Consider the following 24,716-nt stretch of genomic DNA (forward strand, 5'->3'; position numbering starts at 1 on the left):
GATGAACAGTCCAGGCACCCGGTCCGAGCCGGCGCCCGCGTTCATCCGCCCGAACAGCACCGTGCCGAACACCACGTCGTCACGGCCCGCAACCACCGCCAGCACCCGTGACCACGCCACATGCATCACCGTGGCAGGACTGGCCCCCAGACTCCGCGAGACTTCCCGCAGCCGCACCGCCACACCGGCATCCAGAGGCATGGTCGCCCGCACCACGTCCGAACCGTCACCGCGCACGTCGCTGACTCCGAACGCCGCGGTCGGCTCCTCCACCCCGGCCAAAAGCTCCCGGAAGAATTCCTCGTGCTCCCCAGTCTCGAGCCCGGCCCGGGCCTGGGCCACGAAGTCCCGGAACGGCAACGGCTCCGGCAGCGTCTCGGCACGCCCGGCCAGGATCGTCTGGATCTCGTCCAGCACGATGTCCATCGCGGTGTGGTCCTGCACCAGATGATGCGTCCGCACCAGCCCCAGCCACCGGCCACCAGAGACCTCGGCCACATGCACATCGAGCAGCGGCGCACGCCCCAGATCCATCGACAGCCCGACCGCAGAAATCAGGTCCGCCGCCAAATCGGTGCCGTCCGCGGCGGCAAGGCTCACCTCGGTCACCGACAACGCCGCCGAACGCCACACCACCTGCACCGGCTCCCGCAACCCCTGCCACACCACCGAGGTCCGGAACACATCATGCCGGTCGACCACCTGCTGCAACGCAGCGACGAACCCGTCCACCCGGGACCGGTCATCGAACTCCAGCACGAACGGCGTCGCATAAGTGTCGTCACCGCCGTCGGCCAGCAGGTGGTGGAACAGAATCCCTTCCTGCAGCGGAGCCAGCGGGTAGATGTCCGCGACATTGCCCGCACCACCCTCGACCCTGGAAACCACAGCCTGGATCTCGGCCTCGGTCAGCTCCACCAGCGGCAGCATCTCCGGCGTGATCACCTGCGCCCCGTCCGGAATCAGGTTCTCCGGCACCGAAACCGACACCGACCCGGCGACCGCCGCCAGCCTCGCCGGCGTCGGCGCCTCGAACAGCGTCCGCACCGACACCGACACACCCCGCACCCGCAGCCACTCCACCAGGCGCACGGCCAGCAGCGAATGCCCACCCAGGACGAAGAAGTCGTCATCGACCCCGACGGACTCCAGCCCGAGGACCTCGGCGAACGCCTGACACAGCACCTCCTCACGCACATTCGCCGGAGCACGCCCGGAACCCGTGAGCGCGGTGAAGTCCGGCGCCGGCAGCGCCCTGCGGTCCAGCTTCCCGTTCACCGTCAGCGGCAGCGCCTCCAGCACCACCACCGCCGAGGGCACCATGTACTCCGGCAACCGGGCGCCGACACGCTCCCGCACCACGGACGGCAACCCGTCGACGTCCGCACCATCACCGTCCCCGGCCGCCGGGACGACGTAGGCGACCAGCCGCTTGTCCCCCGTCTCGTCCTCCCGGGCGATGACCGCGGCCCGGGCGACCTGCGGGTGCGCGGCGATGACCGCCTGGATCTCACCCGGCTCGATCCGGAACCCACGCACCTTCACCTGCTCATCGGCACGCCCCAGGTACACCAGGTTGCCCTCGGCATCCCAGCGCACCACATCCCCGGTCCGGTACAACCGGCCACCACCGGCCGGGTCGGTGTCGAAGGGGTCGGCCACGAACCGGCCCGCGGTCAGACCCGCACGCCCCACATACCCACGCGCCAGACCCGCCCCGGCCACATACAACTCCCCGGCCACCCCGACCGGCACCGGGCACAGCCGCTCGTCCAGCACATAGGCCCGGGCGTTGAGGATAGGACCACCGATATTCGGCACATCCCCGGCCGACAGCACGCCCGACATGGCCGCACACACCGTCGTCTCCGTAGGCCCGTACGCATTGACCAACCGCCGCCCCGGAGCCCACCGGGCCACCAACTCCCCACCCAGCGCCTCACCGGCCGACACCAGCGTGGTCACCGAACCCAGATCCGCCGGATCCAGTACCTCCAGCACCGCCGGCGGCAACGTCACATGCGTCACCCCATGCCGCGCCACCACACCAGCCAGCCCCGCACCCGGCAACAGCTCCCGAGCCGGCGCCACCACCAAACACGCACCCGAGCCCAACGACACGAAGACTTCAGCGCCGGCCGCATCGAATCCCACCGACGCGAACTGCAACACCCTGCTGCCCACGCCGATCGCGAACCGCCGTGCCTGGGCAGCCACCAGACTCCCCAGCCCCGTATGCGTCACGACCACGCCCTTCGGCAACCCCGTCGACCCCGAGGTGTAGATCACATACGCCGGATGATCCAGAAGCAGAGGCACCGACAGCGGACCATCAGCCATCGACGAAACCGCCGCGGCGACCTGCGGCTCATCCAACACCACCACCGGCGCCGAACCAACGTCCACTCCGGAAAGCACCCCTGCCACCACGGACTCGGTCAGCACACACACCGCACCCGCGTCCGCCAGCATGAACGAGATCCGCTCCGCCGGCAGCTCCGGATCGACCGGCAGATACGCCGCCCCCGCCTTGAGCACCGCCAGCAGCGCCACCACCATGTCCACCCCACGCGGCAGACACACCCCCACCACCGACTCCGGACCCGCACCCCGGCCGGAGAGGTAGCGGGCCAGACGGTTCGCCCGCGCATCCAACTCCGCGTACGACACCTCCACGCCATCGCCGACCACCGCCGCAGCGTCCGGAGTCCTCGCCACCTGCCCCGCGAACAACTCCGGAACCGTCCCCGCCGGCACCACGGCCGCCGTGTCGTTCCACTCCACCAGCACCCGACGCCGCTCACCGGCATCCAGTACGTCCACCCCAGAGATCCGCAGCCCCGGATCGGCGACAACCGCCTCCAGCACCCGCACCAGACGCTCGACGATCACCGCCACCGTCTCCGGATCGAACAGATCCGCCGACCCGATCACCCCGCCATGAAGCCCAGCAGGGACACCCTCGGCACCGAAGACCTCAGAGACGGTCACCTCGAGGTCGAACTTCGCCACCGACGCCGCTGCGGCCGAGGCCGCGTGGCCGCCGGCCCGCACGCCCGCCAGCTCCAGCTCCGCGGCGGCGTTGTTCTGCACCGTGAGCATCACCTGGAACAACGGATGCCGGGACAGTGAGCGGGCCGGGGCGAGTTCCTCCACCAGCCGCTCGAACGGCACGTCCTGATGCTCGAACCCGGCCAGGCTCGTCTGCCGCACCCGAGCCAGCAGCTCGGTGAACGTCGGATCGCCCGACACATCCGTGCGCATCACCAGCGTGTTGATGAAGAACCCGACGAGATCGTCCAGCGCCTCATCCGTGCGCCCGGCGATCGCCGAGCCGATCGGGATGTCCTCACCCGCGCCCAGCTTGGAGACCAGCACCGCCAGCGCGGCCTGCAGCAGCATGAACACCGTCACACCCTGCTCACGCGCCACCGCCAGCACCCGGGCATGCACCTCGGCCGGAACCCGCAACGGCACCGCGTGCCCGCGATGACTCGCCACCGCCGGACGCGGCCGGTCGGCCGGCAGCACCAGCTCCTCCGGCGCACCCGCCAGCACCTGCCGCCAGTAGGCGACCTGCCGCGAGATCACACTCTCCGGATCGTCCTCGCTGCCCAGCAGTTCACGCTGCCACAGCGTGTAGTCCGCGTACTGCACCGGCAACGGCTCCCACACCGGCACCCGCCCCTCAAGACGCGCCGCATACGCACCCGAGACGTCCTTGGCCAACGGCGCCGTCGACCAGCCGTCCCCGGCGATGTGATGCACCACCACCACCAGGACATGCTCGTCCGAGCCATCAGTGAACAGCCACGCCCGGATCGGCACCTCAACCGCCAGATCGAACGCGTACCCGGCCACCGCCGCAACCTGCTCAGGCAGATCAGCCGGGGCCACCTCCACAACCCGCAGCTCCCACTCCAGATCATCGATGTCGAGGATCTGCTGGAACGGCTGCCCGTCCTCGGCCGTGGGGAACACGGTGCGCAGCACCTCGTGCCGCCCGATCACATCCCGCAACGCCGCCGCGAGCGCGGCCGTGTCCACATCACCGGACAACCCCAGGACGGTCGGGATGTTGTAGAGCGCGCTCGCCCCCTCCAACTGCCCGATGAACCACAACCGCTGCTGCGCGAACGACAGCGGCAACCGCTCCGGACGCACCTGCGGCACCAACGCGGAGCGCGCCACACCAGCACCCGACAACCGCGCCGCCAAACCCGCCACCGTCGGAGCCTCGAACAACGTCCGCAACGACACCTCAACACCCAGCACCGCCCGGATACGGCTCACCAGACGTACTGCCAGCAGCGAATGCCCACCAAGGGTGAAGAAGTCGTCCTCCACGCCGACCGATTCCAGCCCGAGGACCTCGGCGAACGCCTGACACAGCACCTCCTCACGCACATTCGCCGGAGCACGCCCGGAACCGGTGAGCGATGCGAAGTCCGGCGCCGGCAGCGCCTTGCGGTCCAGCTTCCCGTTGGGTGTCAGCGGCAGCGCCTCGAGCACCACCACCGCCGACGGCACCATGTACTCCGGCAACCGGGCGCCGACACGCTCCCGCACCACGGACGGCAACCCGTCGACGTCCACACCATCACCGTCCCCGGCCGCCGGGACGACGTAGGCGACCAGACGCTTGTCCCCCGTCTCGTCCTCCCGGGCAATGACCGCGGCCTGAGCAACCTGCGGGTGCGCGGCGATGACCGCCTGGATCTCACCCGGCTCGATCCGGAACCCACGCACCTTCACCTGCTCATCAGCACGCCCCACGAACACCAGCTCGCCCTCGGCACTCCAGCGCACCACATCCCCGGTCCGGTACAACCGGCCACCACCGACCGGGTCGAAGGGGTCGGCCACGAACCGCTCCGCCGTCAGACCCGCACGCCCCACATACCCACGCGCCAACTGCACACCGGCCAGATACAACTCCCCCGCCACACCCACCGGCACCGGGCACAGCCGCTCATCCAGCACGAACACCCGACTGTTCCCCGTCGGACGACCGAACGGCACCACCACCCCGTCCGACACCTGCGGATCCAGCACCCCAGCCGCCACCATCACCGCGGCCTCGGTCGGACCATAGGTATTGACCAACACCCGGTCCCGCGCCCACGCCCCGGCCGTCCCCGGCGAGATCGCCTCCGAACCCACCACCATCCGGCGCACCGGCCCCAGATCCTCCGGCGCCAGCACCTCCAGCAGACTCGGCACCACACTGGCCACCCGCACCCCGGCCGAGACCACCAGGTCCCGCAACAACCCCGCGTCCACCCGCTGCGCCGACGAGGCCACCACCAAATACGCCCCCGACGTCAACGCCACCGCCACATCCAGCACCGAAGCATCGAAACTGAACGACGCGAACTGCAACACGCCAACCCCCGCATCCGCCCCGAAAACCGGGCAGAACACGGCAGCAGCATTCACCAACGCCCCATGCGAGACCGCCACACCCTTCGGCACCCCCGTCGACCCCGACGTATAGATCACATACGCCAACTGCCCCGGCACCACACACACATCCGGCACCACGCCATCCGCCATCGACGACACCGCCGCGACGACCTGCGGCTCATCCAACACCACCACCGGCACCGAACCAGCCGCGTCCTGCACACCGGAAAGCACCCCGGCCACCACGGACTCCGTCAGCACACACACCGGCGCCGCATCAGCCAGCATGAACGCGATCCGCTCCGCCGGATACTCCGGATCCACCGGCACATACGCACCCCCGGCCTTCCACACCGCCAGCAACGCCACCACCATCTCCACACCCCGCGGCAGACACAGACCCACCACCGCCTCCGCACCCACACCCAGCCCGCACAGATACCGGGCCAAACGGTTCGCCCGCGCATCCAACTCCGCATACGACACCGACACACCCTCGAACACCACCGCCACAGCATCCGGCGTCCGCGCCACCTGCCCCGCGAACAACTCCGGCACCGTCCCCGCCGACACCTCGGCCGCCGTGTCGTTCCACTCCACCAGCACCCGGCGCCGCTCACCGGCATCCAGCACGTCCACCCCGGAGATCCGCAGCTCCGGGTTGGCGACCACCGTCTCCAGCACCCGTACCAGACGCTCGACGATCACCGCCACCGTCTCCGGATCGAACAGATCCGCCGACCCGGTCACCCCGCCACGAAGCCCGGCCGGAGTCCCATCGGCGCCGAAGACCTCGCCCACGCTCACATCGATATCGAACTTCGCCGTGGTCTCCGTGGCCGCCGCCGCGTGGCCGCCGGCCTGCACGCCCGGCAGCTCCAGCTCCGCGGCGGCGTTGTTCTGCACCGTGAGCATCACCTGGAACAACGGATGCCGCGACAGCGACCGGGCCGGAGCCAGCTCCTCCACCAGCCGCTCGAACGGCACATCCTGATGCTCGAGCCCGACCAGGCTCGTCTGCCGCACCCGAGCCAGCAGCTCGGTGAACGTCGGATCGCCCGACAGATCCGTACGCATCACCAGCGTGTTGATGAAGAACCCGACCAGATCGTCCAGCGCGGCATCCGTACGCCCCGCGACCGCCGCACCGATCGGGATGTCAGTGCCCGCACCCAGCTTCGAGACCAGCACCGCCAGCGCGGCCTGCAGCAGCATGAACACCGTCACACCCTGCTCACGCGCCACCGCCAGCAGCCGCCCGTGCACCTCGGCCGAAACCCGCAACGCAACGCTGTGCCCACGATGGCTCGCCACCGCCGGACGCGCGCGATCTGTCGGCAATGCCAGCTCCTCCGGCGCGCCCTCCAGGGTTTGGCGCCAGTAGGCGACCTGCCGCGAGAGCACACTGTCCGGATCGTCCTCGCTGCCCAGCAGTTCGCGCTGCCACAGCGTGTAGTCCGCGTACTGCACCGGCAACGGCTCCCACACCGGAGCCCGCCCCTCACGCCGGGCGGCGTACGCGGCTGAGACATCCCGCGCCAGCGGCCCGATCGACCAGCCGTCAGTGGCGATGTGGTGCACCACCACCACCAAGACGTGCTCGTCCGGGCCGGCGGAGATCAGCCGCGCTCGAATCGGCACCTCAACCGCTAGATCGAACACATACCCCGTCGCCTCTTCAACCGCCGACTCCACGTCGGCAGAAGAGACTTCGACGACCTCCAGGCTCCAGTCCAACTGCTCCAAAGCAAGGACGTTCTGGAACGGCTGTCCATCGACCGTCGGGAAAACCGTGCGCAGCACCTCGTGCCGACCAAGCACATCCCGCAACGCCGCACCCAGAGCCTGCGCGTCGATCTCACCGGACAGTCGCAAGGTAGTCGGGACATTGTAAGCCGCACTCGGACCCTCCAGTTGCCCGATGAACCACAGACGCTGCTGGGCGTACGACAACGGAATCATCAGAACTCCTCCGAGTTACGGTTACGCATCGGCCGCAGTGCGGGCCGGGTCGACTTTCGGTTATCTACGTGCTTTGCCAGATCGGCGACGGTCGCGTTGTCGAACAGGGTCCGCAACGACACGTCGACGCCCAGTAGCGCCCGCATCTGGCTGGTCAGCCGCACTGCAAGCAGGGAATGTCCACCCAGAGCGAAGAAGTCGTCATCGACCCCGACGGACTCCAAGCCGAGGACCTCGGCGAACGCCTGACACAGCAGCGCCTCGCGCTCGTTCGCCGGGCCACGACCGGACCCTGCCGTGGTGGCGGGCTCCGGTGCGGGGAGGGCTTTGCGGTCCAGCTTGCCGTTCACCGTCAGCGGCAGTGCCTCCAGCACCACCACCGCCGAGGGCACCATGTACTCCGGCAACCGGGCGCCGACATGCTCCCGCACCACGGACGGCAACCCGTCGACGTCCACACCATCACCGTCCCCGGCCGCCGGGACGACGTAGGCGACCAGCCGCTTGTCGCCGGTGGTGTCCTCGCGGGCGATGACCGCGGCCCGGGCGACCTGCGGGTGCGCGGCGATGACCGCCTGGATCTCACCCGGCTCGATCCGGTAGCCGCGGACCTTCACCTGCTCATCGGCACGCCCCAGGTACACCAGGTTGCCCTCGGCATCCCAGCGCACCACGTCCCCGGTCCGGTACAACCGGCCACCACCGGCCGGGTCGGTGTCGAACGGGTCGGCCACGAACCGGCCCGCGGTCAGCCCCGCACGCCCCACATACCCACGCGCCAGACCCGCCCCGGCCACATACAACTCCCCGGCCACCCCGACCGGCACCGGGCACAGCCGCTCGTCCAGCACATAGGCCCGGGCGTTGAGGATAGGACCACCGATATTCGGCACATCCCCGGCCGACAGCACGCCCGACATGGCCGCACACACCGTCGTCTCCGTAGGCCCGTACGCATTGACCAACCGCCGCCCCGGAGCCCACCGGGCCACCAACTCCCCACCCAGCGCCTCACCGGCCGACACCAGCGTGGTCACCGAACCCAGATCCGCCGGATCCAGTACCTCCAGCACCGCCGGCGGCAACGTCACATGCGTCACCCCATGCCGCGCCACCACACCAGCCAGCCCCGCACCCGGCAACAGCTCCCGAGCCGGCGCCACCACCAAACACGCACCCGAGCCCAACGCCAGCAACAGTTCCCACGTCGCCGCATCGAACCCGACCGACGCGAACTGCAACACCCTGCTGCCCACGCCGACCACGAACCGCCGTGCCTGGGCAGCCGCCAGATTCACCGCGCCGGCATGCGTCACGGCCACGCCCTTGGGCAGCCCCGTCGATCCCGAGGTGTAGATCACATACGCCGGATGATCCGGAAGCAGAGGCACCGACAGCGGACCATCAGCCATCGACGACACCTGTGCAACGACCTGCGCATCGTCCAAAGCCACCGAGTGCACCCGCCCGGCTGGCAACTCATCCAGGATGTCCTCGGTGCCGACCAGAACAGCCACCCGCGCATCGGTCAGCATGAATCCGATTCGCTCGGCAGGGTACTCCGGATCAACCGGCAGATACGCCGCCCCGGCCTTGAGCACCGCCAGCATCGCCACGATCATGTCCACACTTCGCGGCAGGCACAGACCCACCACAGATTCAGGGCCCACCCCCAACCCGGACAGATACCGCGCCAACCGATCTGCTCGCGCGTCCAGTTCGGCGTACGACACCGACTCGCCCTCGAATATCACCGCCGGCACATCCGGGGTCCGCGTCACCTGCGCAGCGAACAAGCCCGGCAACGTCTCCTGCGGCACCACCGCGTCCGTGTCGTTCCACCGGACCAAAACTCGCTTCAGTCCTGCGGTACTCAGCACGCCCACCCCGGACAGCGGCACCTGCGCGCCACTGTCCAGACCGTCCTCCAACGCTGCCACCAGGCCCTCGACCGCGGTATGCAGCATGCCCGTCACCTCATGCGGATCGATCGACGCGACCGCGTACGCGCTCAGGAAGAACCCGTCACCGTCGTCATCGACCAATACCGTCAACGGATAGGTGCTGCTTTCCCGGGCCAACACCTGCCGGACGCCCTCGAACCCACTGGCCCCGTCAGTGTTCTGCTGCCTGCCACTCGTGTTGTGCCGGTAGTTGAACCCCGCGGTGAACAACGGCGTGTCCGCTGGCACCGCGCTGGCGCGCTGGGCCAGCGCCAACGGCGCATGCTCGTGCTCCACCAGCCCGGCCAGTTGCCCACGCATCGCCGTGACCGCATCCAGCACACCGAGATCCCCGGTACGCACCCGCACCGGCAGGGTGTTGATGAACAATCCCGGCACCCGGTCCGAGCCGGCGCCCGCGTTCATCCGCCCGAACAGCACCGTGCCGAACACCACGTCGTCACGGCCCGAGACCACCGCCAGCACCCGCGACCACGCCACATGCAGCACCGTGGCAGGACTGGCCCCCAACCTCCGGGCCACCTCCCGCAGCCGCACCCCCAGATCAGCATCCAGAGGCAAGCTTGCCCGTACCAGCCCGGAACCGTCCCCGCGCACATCGGTCACGCCGAAGGCCGCTGTCTGCTCCTGCACATCACCCAGCAGCTCCCGGAAGAACTCCTCGTGCTCCCCGGTCTCGAGCCCGGCCCGGGTCTGGGCCACGAAGTCCCGGAACGGCAACGGCTCCGGCAGCGTCTCGGCACGCCCGGCCAGGATCGTCTGGATCTCGTCCAGCACGATGTCCAGCGCGGTGTGGTCCTGCACCAGATGATGCGTCCGCACCAGCCCCAGCCACCGGCCACCAGAGACCTCGGCCACATGCACATCGAGCAGCGGCGCACGCCCCAGATCCATCGACAACCCCACCACTGACATGAGCTCGGCCGCCGGATCCGCCACATGGGTGTCGAGGCTCACCTCGGTCACCGACAATGCCGCGGAGCGCCACACCACCTGCACCGGCTCCCGCAACCCCTGCCACACCACCGAGGTCCGGAACACATCATGCCGGTCGATCACCTGCTGCAACGCAGCGACGAACCCGTCCAGCCGGGACCGGTCATCGAACTCGATGACGCTCGGCGTCACATAGGTGTCGTCACCGCCGTCGGCCAGCAGGTGGTGGAAGAGGATCCCTTCCTGCAGCGGAGCCAGCGGATAGATGTCCGCGACATTGCCCGCACCACCCTCGACCCCGGAAACCACCGCCTGGACCTCGGCCTCGGTCAGCTCCACCAGCGGCAGCATCTCCGGCGTGATCACCTGCGCCCCGTCCGGAATCAGGTTCTCCGGCACCACCACCGACACCGCACCCGACGCAGCCGCCAGCCTCGCCGGCGTCGGCGCCTCAAACAGCGTCCGCACCGACACCGACACACCCCGCACCCGCAACCACTCCACCAGGCGCACCGCCAGCAGCGAATACCCGCCCAGAGCGAAGAAGTCATCCTCCACCCCGACCGACTCCACCCCGAGGACCTCGGCGAACGCCTGACACAACACCTCCTCACGCACATTCGCCGGAGCACGCCCCGAACCAGTGAGCGATGCGAAGTCCGGCGCCGGCAGCGCGCGACGGTCCAGCTTCCCGTTCACCGTGAGCGGCAGCGCCTCGAGCACGACCACCGCCGACGGCACCATGTACTCCGGCAACCGGGCGCCGACGTGCTCCCACACCACGGACGGAACAACTTCCATCCCCGCCGCCGGAACGACGTAGGCCACCAGGCGCCTGTCGCCCGGCACATCCTCGCGGGCGATCACAGCGGCCTGGGCGACCCGCGGGTGCGCGGCCAGGACCGCCTCGATCTCACCCGGCTCGATCCGGAACCCACGCACCTTCACCTGCTCATCGGCACGCCCCAGATACACCAGGTCGCCCTCGGCATCCCAGCGCACCACATCCCCGGTCCGGTACAGGCGCCCGCCACCGGCCGGGTCGGTGTCGAACGGGTCGGCCACGAACCGCTCCGCCGTCAGACCCGCACGCCCCACATACCCACGCGCCAACTGCGCCCCACCGATATACAACTCCCCCGCCACACCCACCGGCACCGGACACAACGACTCATCCAGCACGTACAACCGGGTATTCGCGATCGGCCGACCGATCGGCACCTGCTCATCGAGCCGCTGCCCGGCCACCACCCGGAACACGCAACACCCCACCACCGTCTCGGTCGGCCCGTACTCATTGACCACCACCGAGCCCGGCGTCCGCTCCAACCAGCCCCTCACCGGCCCGGCAGCCAACGCCTCACCACCCACCACCAACACCCGCGCCGCCGACGACGCCGAAGCATCATCGATCAACTCCGCCAGCAACGGCAGATGCCCCGGGACCGCCTTCAGCACATCGAACCCGCCCGAGACGCTCACCAGCCCCGCCAGGCCCTCGGCCCCGCCCTCCACACTGGCCACCACCACCGACCCCGCCACCAACGGCACCACCACACTCGTCACCGTCAAATCGAACGCCAACGACGAATGCAACGCCGCCCCGCCGGCCCCCGGACCGTACTCACCCACCGCCCACAGCACATAGTTGGCCAACCCGCCATGGGTCACCCCCACACCCTTCGGCGTTCCCGTCGACCCCGACGTATAGATCACATAGGCCAACTGACCCGGCACCACACCCACACCCAGCGCCTCACCCGGCATCGAGGAGACCGCCGCCATCACCGCCGGGTCGTCCAACGCCACCATCGGCACCCGCCCAGCCGGCAACTCATCGAGGATGTCCTCCGTACCCACCAGCACCGCCGCCCGCGCATCGGCCAGCATGAACGCGACACGCTCGGCCGGATACTCCGGATCCACCGGCAGATACGCTCCCCCGGCCTTCCACACCGCCAGCAACGCCACGACCATGTCCACACCCCGCGGCAGACACAGACCCACCACCGACTCCGCACCGACTCCCAGCCCGATCAAATACCGGGCCAAACGGTTCGCCCGCGCCTCCAACTCCGCGTAGGAAACCTCCACCCCCTCACACACCACCGCCCGAGAATCCGGAACCCGCGCCGCCTGCGCCGCGATCAAATCCGGCACCAACTCACCCGACACCACCACATCGGTGTCGTTCCACTCCACCAGCACCCGACGCCGCTCACCGGCATCCAGCACATCCACCCCGGAGATCCTCAGCCCCGGATCGGCGACAACCGCCTCCAGCACCCGCACCAGACGCCCGACGATCACCGCCACCGTCTCCGGATCGAACAGATCCGACGACCCGATCACCCCGCCATGAAGCCCAGCAGGGACACCCTCGGCATCGAAGACCTCAGAGACGGTCACGTCCAGGTCGAACTTCGCCGCGGCCACCGCCGCGGCCGAGGCCGCGTGGCCGCCGGCCCGCACGCCCGGCAGCTCCAGCTCCGCGGCGGCGTTGTTCTGCACGATGAGCATCACCTGGAACAACGGATGCCGGGACAGCGACCGGGCCGGAGCCAGCTCCTCCACCAGCCGCTCGAACGGCACGTCCTGATGCTCGAACCCGGCCAGGCTCGTCTGCCGCACCCGAGCCAGCAGCTGCTCGAACGTCGGATCCCCCGACACATCCGTGCGCATCACCAGCGTGTTGACGAAGAACCCGACCAGATCATCGAGCGCCTCATCCGTACGCCCCGCGACCGTCGCACCGATCGGAATGTCGGTGCCCGCACCCAGCTTCGCCAGCAGCACCGCCAGCGCGGCCTGCAGCAGCATGAACACCGTCACACCCTGCTCACGCGCCACCGCCAGCAGCCGCCCGTGCACCTCGGCCGAAACCCGCAACGGCACCGCGTGCCCGCGATGACTCGCCACCGCCGGACGCTGCCGGTCGGCCGGCAGCACCAGCTCCTCCGGCGCACCCGCCAGCACCTGCCGCCAGTAGGCGACCTGCCGCGAGATCACACTCCCCGGATCGTCCTCGTCACCGAGCAGTTCACGCTGCCACAGCGTGTAGTCCGCGTACTGCACCGGCAACGGCTCCCACACCGGCACCCGCCCCTCAAGACGCGCCGCATACGCACCCGAGACATCCTTGGCCAACGGCGCCGTCGACCAGCCGTCCCCGGCGATGTGATGCACCACCACCACCAGGACATGCTCGTCCGAGCCATCAGTGAACAGCCACGCCCGGATCGGCACCTCAACCGCCAGATCGAACGCGTACTCCGTTGCGCGTGCGACCGCATCCGCCAGCTGCCCGGCAGCCACCTCGACCGCCTCCAGCTCCCAGTCCAGGTCCTCGATGTCGAGGATCTGCTGGAAGGGCTCCCCGTCCGCGGCCGTGGGGAACACCGTGCGCAGCACCTCGTGCCGCCCGATCACATCCCGCAACGCAGCCGCGAGCGCGGCCGTGTCCACATCACCGGACAACCCCAGTGCCGTCGGGATGTTGTAGAGCGCGCTCGCCCCCTCCAACTGCCCGATGAACCACAACCGCTGCTGCGCGAACGACAGCGGCAACCGCTCCGGACGCACCTGCGGCACCAACGCCGCCCGCGCCACACCAGCACCCGACAACCGCGCCGCCAAACCCGCCACCGTCGGAGCCTCAAACAACGTCCGCAACGACACCTCAACACCCAGCACCGCCCGGATACGGCTCACCAGGCGCACCGCCAGCAGCGAATGACCGCCCAGGACGAAGAAGTCGTCATCGACGCCGACGGACTCCAGGCCCAGGACCTCGGCGAACGCCTGACACAGCAATTCCTCACGCACGTTGGCCGGGCCACGCCCGGAACCGGTGAGCGCGGTGAAGTCAGGCGCCGGCAGCGCCTTGCGGTCCAGCTTCCCGTTGGGTGTCAGCGGCAGCGCCTCGAGCACCACCACCGCCGACGGCACCATGTACTCCGGCAACCGGGCGCCGACACGCTCCCGCACCACGGACGGCAACCCGTCGACGTCCACACCATCACCGTCCCCGGCCACCGGGACGACGTAGGCGACCAGACGCTTGTCGCCAGTGGTGTCCTCCCGGGCGATGACCGCGGCCTGAGCGATCTGCGGGTGCGCGGCGATGACCGCCTGGATCTCACCCGGCTCGATCCGGAACCCACGCACCTTCACCTGCTCATCAGCCCGGCCCAGGTACACCAGCTCGCCCTCGGCACTCCAGCGCACCACATCCCCGGTCCGGTACAACCGGCCACCACCGGCCGGGTCGGTGTCGAACGGGTCGGCCACGAACCGCTCCGCCGTCAGACCCGCACGCCCCACATACCCACGCGCCAACTGCACACCGGCCAGATACAACTCCCCCGCCACACCCACCGGCACCGGACACAACGACTCATCCAGCACGAACACCCGACTGTTCCCCGTCGGACGACCGAACGGCACCACCACCCCGTCCGACACCTGCGGATCCAGCACCCCAGCCGCCACCATCACCGCGGCCTCGGTCGGACCATAGGTATTGACCAACACCCGGTCCCGCGCCCACGCCCCGGCCGTCCCCGGCGAGATCGCCTCCGAACCCACCACCATCCGGCGCACCGGCCCCAGATCCTCCGGCGCCAGCACCTCCAGCAGACTCGGCACCACACTGGCCACCCGCACCCCGGCCGAGACCACCAGGTCCCGCAACAACCCCGCGTCCACCCGCTGCGCCGACGAGGCCACCACCAAATACGCCCCCGACGTCAACGCCACCGCCACATCCAGCACCGAAGCATCGAAACTGAACGACGCGAACTGCAACACGCCAACCCCCGCATCCGCCCCGAAAACCGGGCAGAACACGGCAGCAGCATTCACCAACGCCCCATGCGAGACCGCCACGCCCTTCGGCGCCCCCGTCGACCCCGAGGTGTAGATCATATACGCCAACTGCCCCGGCACCACATGGACATCCGGCACCAGTCCGTCGGGCAACGACGACACCGCCGCGGCGACTTGCGGCTCATCCAACACCACCACCGGCACCGAACCAGCCGCGTCCTGCACACCGGAAAGCACCCCGGCCACCACGGACTCCGTCAGCACACACACCGGCGCCGCATCAGCCAGCATGAACGCGATCCGCTCCGCCGGATACTCCGGATCCACCGGCACATACGCACCCCCGGCCTTCCACACCGCCAGCAACGCCACCACCATCTCCACACCCCGCGGCAGACACAGACCCACCACCGCCTCCGCACCCACACCCAGCCCGCACAGATACCGGGCCAAACGGTTCGCCCGCGCATCCAACTCCGCATACGACACCGACACGCCCTCGAACACCACCGCCACAGCATCCGGCGTCCGCGCCACCTGCCCCGCGAACAACTCCGGCACCGTCCCCGCCGGCACCTCGGCCGCCGTGTCGTTCCACTCCACCAGCACCCGACGCCGCTCACCGGCATCCAGCACGCCCACCGCCGACAGCGGCACCTGCGCACCGCCCTCCAGGCCCTCCTCCAACGCCGCCACCAGGTCACCGACCGCCGTATGCAGCATCCCGGCAACCGCCCGCGGATCGATCGACCCGACCGCATCAACCACCAGACGGAGACCAACACCGTCGTCATCGACCGACACCGACAACGGATAGTTGGTCCGCTCACGGGAGAACACCTGCCGGACACCCTCGAACCCATCGCCGTGGGCCGCACCGCCACTCTCAGCACCCCGAGACCCGTCGACGGTGCTGTGCCGGTAGTTGAGCAGCGTGGTGAACAACGGCTCGTCCGCCGGCACCGCGCTGACCCGCTGGGCCACCGCCAACGGCGCGTGCTCGTGCTCCAGCAGCCCGGCCAGTTGCCCACGCATCGCCGTGACCGCATCCAGAGCCTTCAGCTCACCGGTGCGCACCCGCACCGGCAGGGTGTTGATGAACAGTCCAGGCACCCGGTCCGAGCCGGCGCCCGCGTTCATCCGCCCGAACAGCACCGTGCCGAACACCACGTCGTCACGGCCCGCAACCACCGCCAGCACCCGTGACCACGCCACATGCATCACCGTGGCAGGACTGGCCCCCAGACTCCGCGAGACTTCCCGCAGCCGCACCGCCACACCGGCATCCAGAGGCATGGTCGCCCGCATCGCGTCCGAACCGTCACCGCGCACGTCGCTGACTCCGAACGCCGCGGTCGGCTCCTCCACCCCGGCCAAAAGCTCCCGGAAGAACTCCTCGTGCTCCCCAGTCGCCAGCCCGGCCCGGGCCTGGGCCACGAAGTCCCGGAACGGCAACGGCTCCGGCAGCGTCTCGGCACGCCCGGCCAGGATCGTCTGGATCTCGTCCAGCACGACATCCATCGCGGTGTGGTCCTGCACCAGATGATGCGTCCGCACCAGCCCCAGCCACCGGCCACCAGAGACCTCGGCCACATGCACATCGAGCAGCGGCGCACGCCCCAGATCCATCGACAGCCCGACCGCAGAAATCAGGTCCGCCGCCAAATCGGTGCCGTCCGCGGCGGCAAGGCTCACCTCGGTCACCGACAACGCCGCCGAACGCCACACCACCTGCACCGGCTCCCGCAACCCCTGCCACACCACCGAGGTCCGGAACACATCATGCCGGTCGACCACCTGCTGCAACGCAGCGACGAACCCGTCCACCCGGGACCGGTCATCGAACTCCAGCACGAACGGCGTCGCATAAGTGTCGTCACCGCCGTCGGCCAGCAGGTGGTGGAACAGAATCCCTTCCTGCAGCGGAGCCAGCGGGTAGATGTCCGCGACATTGCCCGCACCACCCTCGACCCTGGAAACCACAGCCTGGATCTCGGCCTCGGTCAGCTCCACCAGCGGCAGCATCTCCGGCGTGATCACCTGCGCCCCGTCCGGAATCAGGTTCTCCGGCACCGAAACCGACACCGCACCCGACGCAGCCGCCAGCCTCGCCGGCGTCGGAGCCTCAAACAGCGTCCGCACCGACACCGACACACCCCGCACCCGCAACCACTCCACCAGGCGCACCGCCAGCAGCGAATGCCCGCCCAGAGCGAAGAAGTCGTCCTCCACGCCGACCGATTTCAGCCCGAGGACCTCGGCGAACGCCTGACACAGCAATTCCTCACGCACGTTCGCCGGGCCACGCCCGGAACCCGTGAGCGCGGTGAAGTCAGGCGCCGGCAGCGCCCTGCGGTCCAGCTTCCCGTTGGGTGTCAGCGGCAGCGCCTCCAGCACCACCACCGCCGACGGCACCATGTACTCCGGCAACCGCGACGCCACGAACTCCCGCACCACGGACGGCAACCCGTCGACGTCCACACCATCACCGTCCCCGGCCACCGGGACGACGTAGGCGACCAGACGCTTGTCGCCAGTGGTGTCCTCCCGGGCGATGACCGCGGCCCGGGCGATCTGCGGGTGCGCGGCGATGACCGCCTGGATCTCACCCGGCTCGATCCGGAACCCACGCACCTTCACCTGCTCATCAGCACGCCCCACGAACACCAGCTCGCCCTCGGCACTCCAGCGCACCACATCCCCGGTCCGGTACAACCGGCCACCACCGGCCGGGGCGGTGTCGAAGGGGTCGGCCACGAACCGCTCCGCCGTCAGACCCGCACGCCCCACATACCCACGCGCCAACTGCACACCGGCCAGATACAACTCCCCCGCCACACCCACCGGCACCGGGCACAGCCGCTCATCCAGCACGAACACCCGACTGTTCCCCGTCGGACGACCGAACGGCACCACCACCCCGTCCGACACCTGCGGATCCAGCACCCCAGCCGCCACCATCACCGCGGCCTCGGTCGGACCATAGGTATTGACCAACACCCGGTCCCGCGCCCACGCCCCGGCCGTCCCCGGCGAGATCGCCTCCGAACCCACCACCATCCGGCGCACCGGCCCCAGATCCTCCGGCGCCAGCACCTCCAGCAGACTCGGCACCACACTGGCCACCCGCACCCCGGCCGAGACCACCAGGTCCCGCAACAACCCCGCGTCCACCCGCTGCGCCGACGAGGCCACCACCAAATACGCCCCCGACGTCAACGCCACCGCCACATCCAGCACCGAAGCATCGAAACTGAACGACGCGAACTGCAACACGCCAACCCCCGCATCCGCCCCGAAAACCGGGCAGAACACGGCAGCAGCATTCACCAACGCCCCATGCGAGACCGCCACACCCTTCGGCACCCCCGTCGACCCCGACGTATAGATCACATACGCCAACTGCCCCGGCACCACACACACATCCGGCACCACGCCATCCGCCATCGACGACACCGCCGCGACGACCTGCGGCTCATCCAACACCACCACCGGCACCGAACCAGCCGCGTCCTGCACACCGGAAAGCACCCCGGCCACCACGGACTCCGTCAGCACACACACCGGCGCCGCATCAGCCAGCATGAACGCGATCCGCTCCGCCGGATACTCCGGATCCACCGGCACATACGCACCCCCGGCCTTCCACACCGCCAGCAACGCCACCACCATCTCCACACCCCGCGGCAGACACAGACCCACCACCGCCTCCGCACCCACACCCAGCCCGCACAGATACCGGGCCAAACGGTTCGCCCGCGCATCCAACTCCGCATACGACACCGACACACCCTCGAACACCACCGCCACAGCATCCGGAGTCCGCGCCACCTGCCCCGCGAACAACTCCGGAACCGTCCCCGCCGACACCTCGGCCGCCGTGTCGTTCCACTCCACCAGCACCCGGTCCAGCTCCGTGCCATCCAGCACGTCCACCCCGGAGATCCGCAGCCCCGGATCGGCGACAACCGCCTCCAGCACCCGCACCAGACGCCCGACGATCACCGCCACCGTCTCCGGATCGAACAGATCCGCCGACCCGATCACCCCGCCATGAAGCCCAGCAGGGACACCCTCGGCATCGAAGACCTCAGAGACGGTCACGTCCAGGTCGAACTTCGCCGCGGCCACCGCCGCGGCCGAGGCCGCGTGGCCGCCGGCCCGCACGCCCGGCAGCTCCAGCTCCGCGGCGGCGTTGTTCTGCACCGTGAGCATCACCTGGAACAACGGATGCCGGGACAGTGAGCGGGCCGGAGCCAGCTCCTCCACCAACCGCTCGAACGGCACATCCTGATGCTCGAACCCGGCCAGACTCACCTCACGCACCCGAGCCAGCAGCTGCTCGAACGTCGGATCCCCCGACACATCCGTGCGCATCACCAGCGTGTTGACGAAGAACCCGACCAGATCATCGAGCGCCTCATCCGTACGCCCCGCGACCGTCGCACCGATCGGAATGTCCGTGCCCGCACCCAGCCTCGCCAGCAGCACCGCCAGCGCGGCCTGCAGCAGCATGAACACCGTCACACCCTGCTCACGCGCCACCCGCAGCAGCCGCCCATGCACCTCGGCCGAAACCCGCAACGGCACCGCGTGCCCGCGATGACTCGCCACCGCCGGACGCTGCCGGTCGGCCGGCAGCACCAGCTCCTCCGGCGCACCCGCCAGCACCTGCCGCCAGTAGGCGACCTGCCGCGAGATCACACTCTCCGGATCGTCCTCGCTGCCCAGCAGTTCACGCTGCCACAGCGTGTAGTCCGCGTACTGCACCGGCAACGGCTCCCACACCGGAGCCCGCCCCTCAAGACGCGCCGCATACGCACCCGAGACATCCTTGGCCAACGGCGCCGTCGACCAGCCGTCCCCGGCGATGTGATGCACCACCACCACCAGGACATGCTCGTCCGAGCCATCGGTGAACAGCCACGCCCGGATCGGCACCTCGACCGCCAGATCGAACGCGTACCCGGCCACCGCCGCAACCTGCTCAGGCAGATCAGCCGGGGCCACCTCCACGACCCGCAGCTCCCACTCCAGATCGTCGAGGTCGAGGATCTGCTGGAACGGCTGCCCGTCCTCGGCCGTGGGGAACACGGTGCGCAGCACCTCGTGCCGCCCGATCACATCCCGCAACGCCGCCGCGAGCGCGGCCGTGTCGACATCACCGGACAACCCCAGGACGGTCGGGATGTTGTAGAGCGCGCTCGCCCCCTCCAACTGCCCGATGAACCACAACCGCTGTTGCGCGAACGACAGCGGCAACCGCTCCGGACGCACCTGCGGCACCAACGCGGAGCGCGCCACACCAGCACCCGACAACCGCGCCGCCAAACCCGCCACCGTCGGAGCCTCAAACAACGTCCGCAACGACACCTCAACACCCAGCACCGCCCGGATACGGCTCACCAGACGTACTGCCAGCAGCGAATGCCCACCAAGGGTGAAGAAGTCGTCCTCCACGCCGACCGATTCCAGCCCGAGGACCTCGGCGAACGCCTGACACAGCACCTCCTCACGCACATTCGCCGGAGCACGCCCGGAACCGGTGAGCGATGCGAAGTCCGGCGCCGGCAGCGCCCTGCGGTCCAGCTTGCCGTTCACCGTCAACGGCAGCGCCTCCAGCACCACCACCGCCGAGGGCACCATGTACTCCGGCAACCGGGCGCCGACATGCTCCCGCAGCACGGACGGCAACCCGTCGACGTCCACACCATCACCGTCCCCGGCCACCGGGACGACGTAGGCGACCAGCCGCTTGTCCCCAACGGCGTCCTCCCGGACGATCACCACGGCCTGGGCGACCTGCGGATGCCGGGCGACGACCGCCTGCACCTCGCCCGGCTCGATCCGGAACCCCCGGATCTTCACCTGATCATCCGCCCGGCCCGCGAACACCAACGCCCCATCGGCATCCCAGCGCACCACGTCCCCGGTCCGGTACAACCGGCCACCACCGACCGGGTCGGTGTCGAACGGGTCGGCCACGAACCGGCCCGCGGTCAGACCCGCACGCCCCACATACCCACGCGCCAACTGCACACCGGCCAGATACAACTCACCCGCCACACCCACCGGCACCGGAGCAAGCCGCTCATCCAGCACGTACGCCCGCACGTTCCACATCGGCCTACCGATCGGAACAGCCGTCTCACCCATCCCAGGCACACACTCCTGCGAAGTCACCGACACCGACGCCTCGGTCGGCCCATAGGTGTTGTGCAGGTGCGCACCCGGCAGCACCTCGAAGAACCGGTCACGCAGGACCGTGGACAACTCCTCACCACCACTGAACACCTGACGCAGCGACACACACCCGCCCGCAGCCGGCTCAGCCACGAACAATTCCAGCATCGCCGGCACGAATTCGACTGCCGTCACCCCCTGCTCCCGCACCAGCCCCACGAGGTAAGCCGGATCCCGGTGCCCACCCGGACGCGCCACGACCAGCCTGGCACCACAGACCAACGGGAGGAACAACTCCCACACCGACACATCGAAACCGATCGGGGTCTTGTGCAGGATCCGGTCCGACGCACCCAGGCCGTACTCATCCAACAGCCACCAGATGAGGTTGACCGCTCCCCAATGCGGCGTGACAACCCCCTTCGGTACCCCCGTCGAACCCGACGTGTAGATCACATACGCCGACTGCCCGGGCAACACACAGACGTCCAACGCCTCAGCCGACACCGACGACACCGTCGAAACCACCTGAGGATCGTCCACAAGCACCACCGGCAGCGAACCCGCAGCCACCCCGGCCCCGCAGGCCACATCCGTGACCACACACACCGCACCCGCATCCGCCAGCATGAACGAGATCCGCTCGGCCGGCAGCTCCGGATCCACCGGCAGATACGCCGCCCCCGTCTTCAACACCGCCAGCAACGCCACCACCAGCTCCACGCCCCGCTCCAGACACACCCCCACCACAGACTCCGCACCCACACCCAGCCCGGAGAGGTAGCGGGCCAGACGGTTCGCCCGCGCATCCAACTCCGCATACGACACCGACACACCCTCGAACACCACCGCCACAGCATCCGGAGTCCGCGCCACCTGCGCAGCGAACAACTCCGGCAACGTCCCCGCCGGCACCACGGCCGCCGTGTCGTTCCACTCCACCAGCACCCGACGCCGCTCACCGGCATCCAGCACATCCACCCCGGACACCCGCAGCCCCGGATCGGCGACAACCGCCTCCAGCACCCGCACCAGACGCCCGACGATCACCGCCACCGTCTCCGCATCAAACAGATCCGCCGACCCGATCACCACACCCCGCAACCCCGCCGGAGCACCCTCCACCGCGAAGACCTCGGACACCGTCACGTCCAGGTCGAACTTCGCCACCTGCACGCCCGAGGAGACTCCCTGGGCACTCAGCCCTGGCAGGTCCAGCACCGCGTCGGCATTGTTCTGCAGAGTGAGCATCACCTGGAACAACGGATGCCGGGACAGTGAGCGGGCCGGGGCGAGTTCCTCCACCAACCGCTCGAACGGCACATCCTGATGCTCGAACCCGGCCAGACTCACCTCACGCACCCGAGCCAGCAGCTGCTCGAACGTCGGATCCCCCGACAGATCCGTGCGCACCACCATGGTGTTGACGAACGAACCGACCAGATCGTCCAGCGCCTCATCCGTGCGCCCCGCGACCGGCGAACCGATCGGGATGTCCTCACCCGCACCCAGCTTGGAGACCAGCACCGCCAGCGCGGCCTGCAGCAGCATGAACACCGTCACACCCTGCTCCCGCGCCACCGCCAGCAGCCGCCCGTGCACCTCGGCCGGAACCCGCAACGGCACCGCGTGCCCGCGATGACTCGCCACCGCCGGACGCGGCCGGTCGGCCGGCAGCGCCAGCTCCTCCGGCGCCCCGTCGAGGGCCTGCCGCCAGTAGGCGACCTGCCGCGAGATCACACTCTCCGGATCGTCCTCGTCACCGAGCAGTTCACGCTGCCACAGCGTGTAGTCCGCGTACTGCACCGGCAACGGCTCCCACACCGGCACCCGCCCCTCAAGACGCGCCGCATACGCACCCGAGACATCCTTGGCCAACGGCGCCGTCGACCAGCCGTCCCCGGCGATGTGATGCACCACCACCACCAGGACATGCTCGTCCGAGCCATCAGTGAACAGCCACGCCCGGATCGGCACCTCAACCGCCAGATCGAACGCGTACCCGGCCACCGCCGCAACCTGCTCAGGCAGATCAGCCGGGGCCACCTCCACGACCCGCAGCTCCCAGTCCAGATCGTCGAGGTCGAGGATCTGCTGGAAGGGCTGCCCGTCCACGGCCGTGGGATACACGGTGCGCAGCACCTCGTGCCGCCCGATCACATCCCGCAACGCCGCCGCCAGGGCAGCCTCGTCGACCCCACCGGACAAGCGCACCACGACCGGGCTGTTATAGGTCGCACTCGGGCCCTCCAACTGCCCGATGAACCACAACCGCTGCTGCGCGAACGACAGCGGCAACCGCTCCGGACGCACCTGCGGCACCAACGCGGAACGCGCCACACCAGCACCCGACAACCGCGCCGCCAAACCCGCCACCGTCGGAGCCTCGAACAACGTCCGCAACGACACCTCAACACCCAGCACCGCCCGGATACGGCTCACCAACCGCACCGCCAGCAGCGAATGCCCACCCAGGACGAAGAAATCGTCATCGACGCCGACGGACTCCAGGCCCAGGACCTCGGCGAACGCCTGACACAGCAATTCCTCACGCACGTTCGCCGGGCCACGCCCGGAACCAGCGAGCACGGTGAAGTCAGGCGCCGGCAGCGCCCTGCGGTCCAGCTTCCCGTTCACCGTCAACGGCAGGGCCTCCAGCACCACCACCGCCGACGGCACCATGTACTCCGGCAACCGGGCGCCGACGTGCTCCCGCACCACGGACGGAACAACTTCCATCCCCGCCGCCGGAACGACGTAGGCAACCAGCCGCTTGTCCCCCGTCTCGTCTTCCCGGGCGATCACGGCGGCCTGGGCAACCTGCGAGTGCGCGGCGATGACCGCCTGGATCTCACCCGGCTCGATCCGGTAGCCGCGGACCTTCACCTGCTCATCGGCACGACCCAGATACACCAGGTTGCCATCGGCATCCCAGCGCACCACATCCCCGGTCCGGTACAACCGGCCACCACCGACCGGGTCGAACGGGTCGGCGACAAACCGGCCCGCGGTCAGACCCGCACGCCCCAGATACCCGCGCGCCACCTGCGCCCCAGCCACATACAACTCACCCGCCACCCCCACCGGCACCGGAGAAAGCCGCTCATCCAACACGAACACCCGGGTGTTCCACATCGGCTGCCCGATCGGCACCGCCCCGACCCGATCCTCATCCACCGACCCCAGCACATAATCCGTACACCCCACCGTCACCTCGGTCGGCCCATAGTGGTTCACCACCGCCACACCCGGATGACGATCCCGCCACACCCGCAGCGCCTCCGCCGAAACCGCCTCGCCCCCCACCATCAACCGCCCGGTCGGAGCACACACCGGCGGCAACGCCTCCAACAACGGCAGATGACTGGGCGTGGCCTTCACAAACGACAGCCCCCGCCCGTCCAACACCCCGGCCAACTGCTCGTCCAACCCCGCCAG

The 24,716-nt window shown here is 69.3% G+C and carries 2 protein-coding genes (both running past the window's edge); both read right to left on the minus strand.

Annotated elements, in window-relative coordinates; all coding sequences use genetic code 11:
- Positions 1 to 7,368 carry the beginning of a non-ribosomal peptide synthase/polyketide synthase gene (locus EDD90_RS22940; RefSeq protein WP_123974825.1) on the minus strand. It extends 25,233 nt beyond the left edge of the window, so only the first 7,368 of its 32,601 coding nucleotides appear in the window; its start codon is at positions 7,366 to 7,368; its stop codon lies beyond the left edge, outside the window.
- On the minus strand, positions 7,368 to 24,716 hold the 3' portion of the coding sequence (locus EDD90_RS22945; RefSeq protein ID WP_123974826.1) for a non-ribosomal peptide synthase/polyketide synthase. The gene runs 2,043 nt beyond the window's last position; only the last 17,349 of its 19,392 coding nucleotides appear in the window; the start codon falls outside the window, past its right edge; its stop codon occupies positions 7,368 to 7,370. The genes EDD90_RS22940 and EDD90_RS22945 overlap by 1 nt, the downstream gene beginning before the upstream one ends.

The organism is Streptomyces sp. Ag109_O5-1 (genome assembly GCF_003814875.1).
Classification (GTDB): domain Bacteria; phylum Actinomycetota; class Actinomycetes; order Streptomycetales; family Streptomycetaceae; genus Streptomyces; species Streptomyces sasae.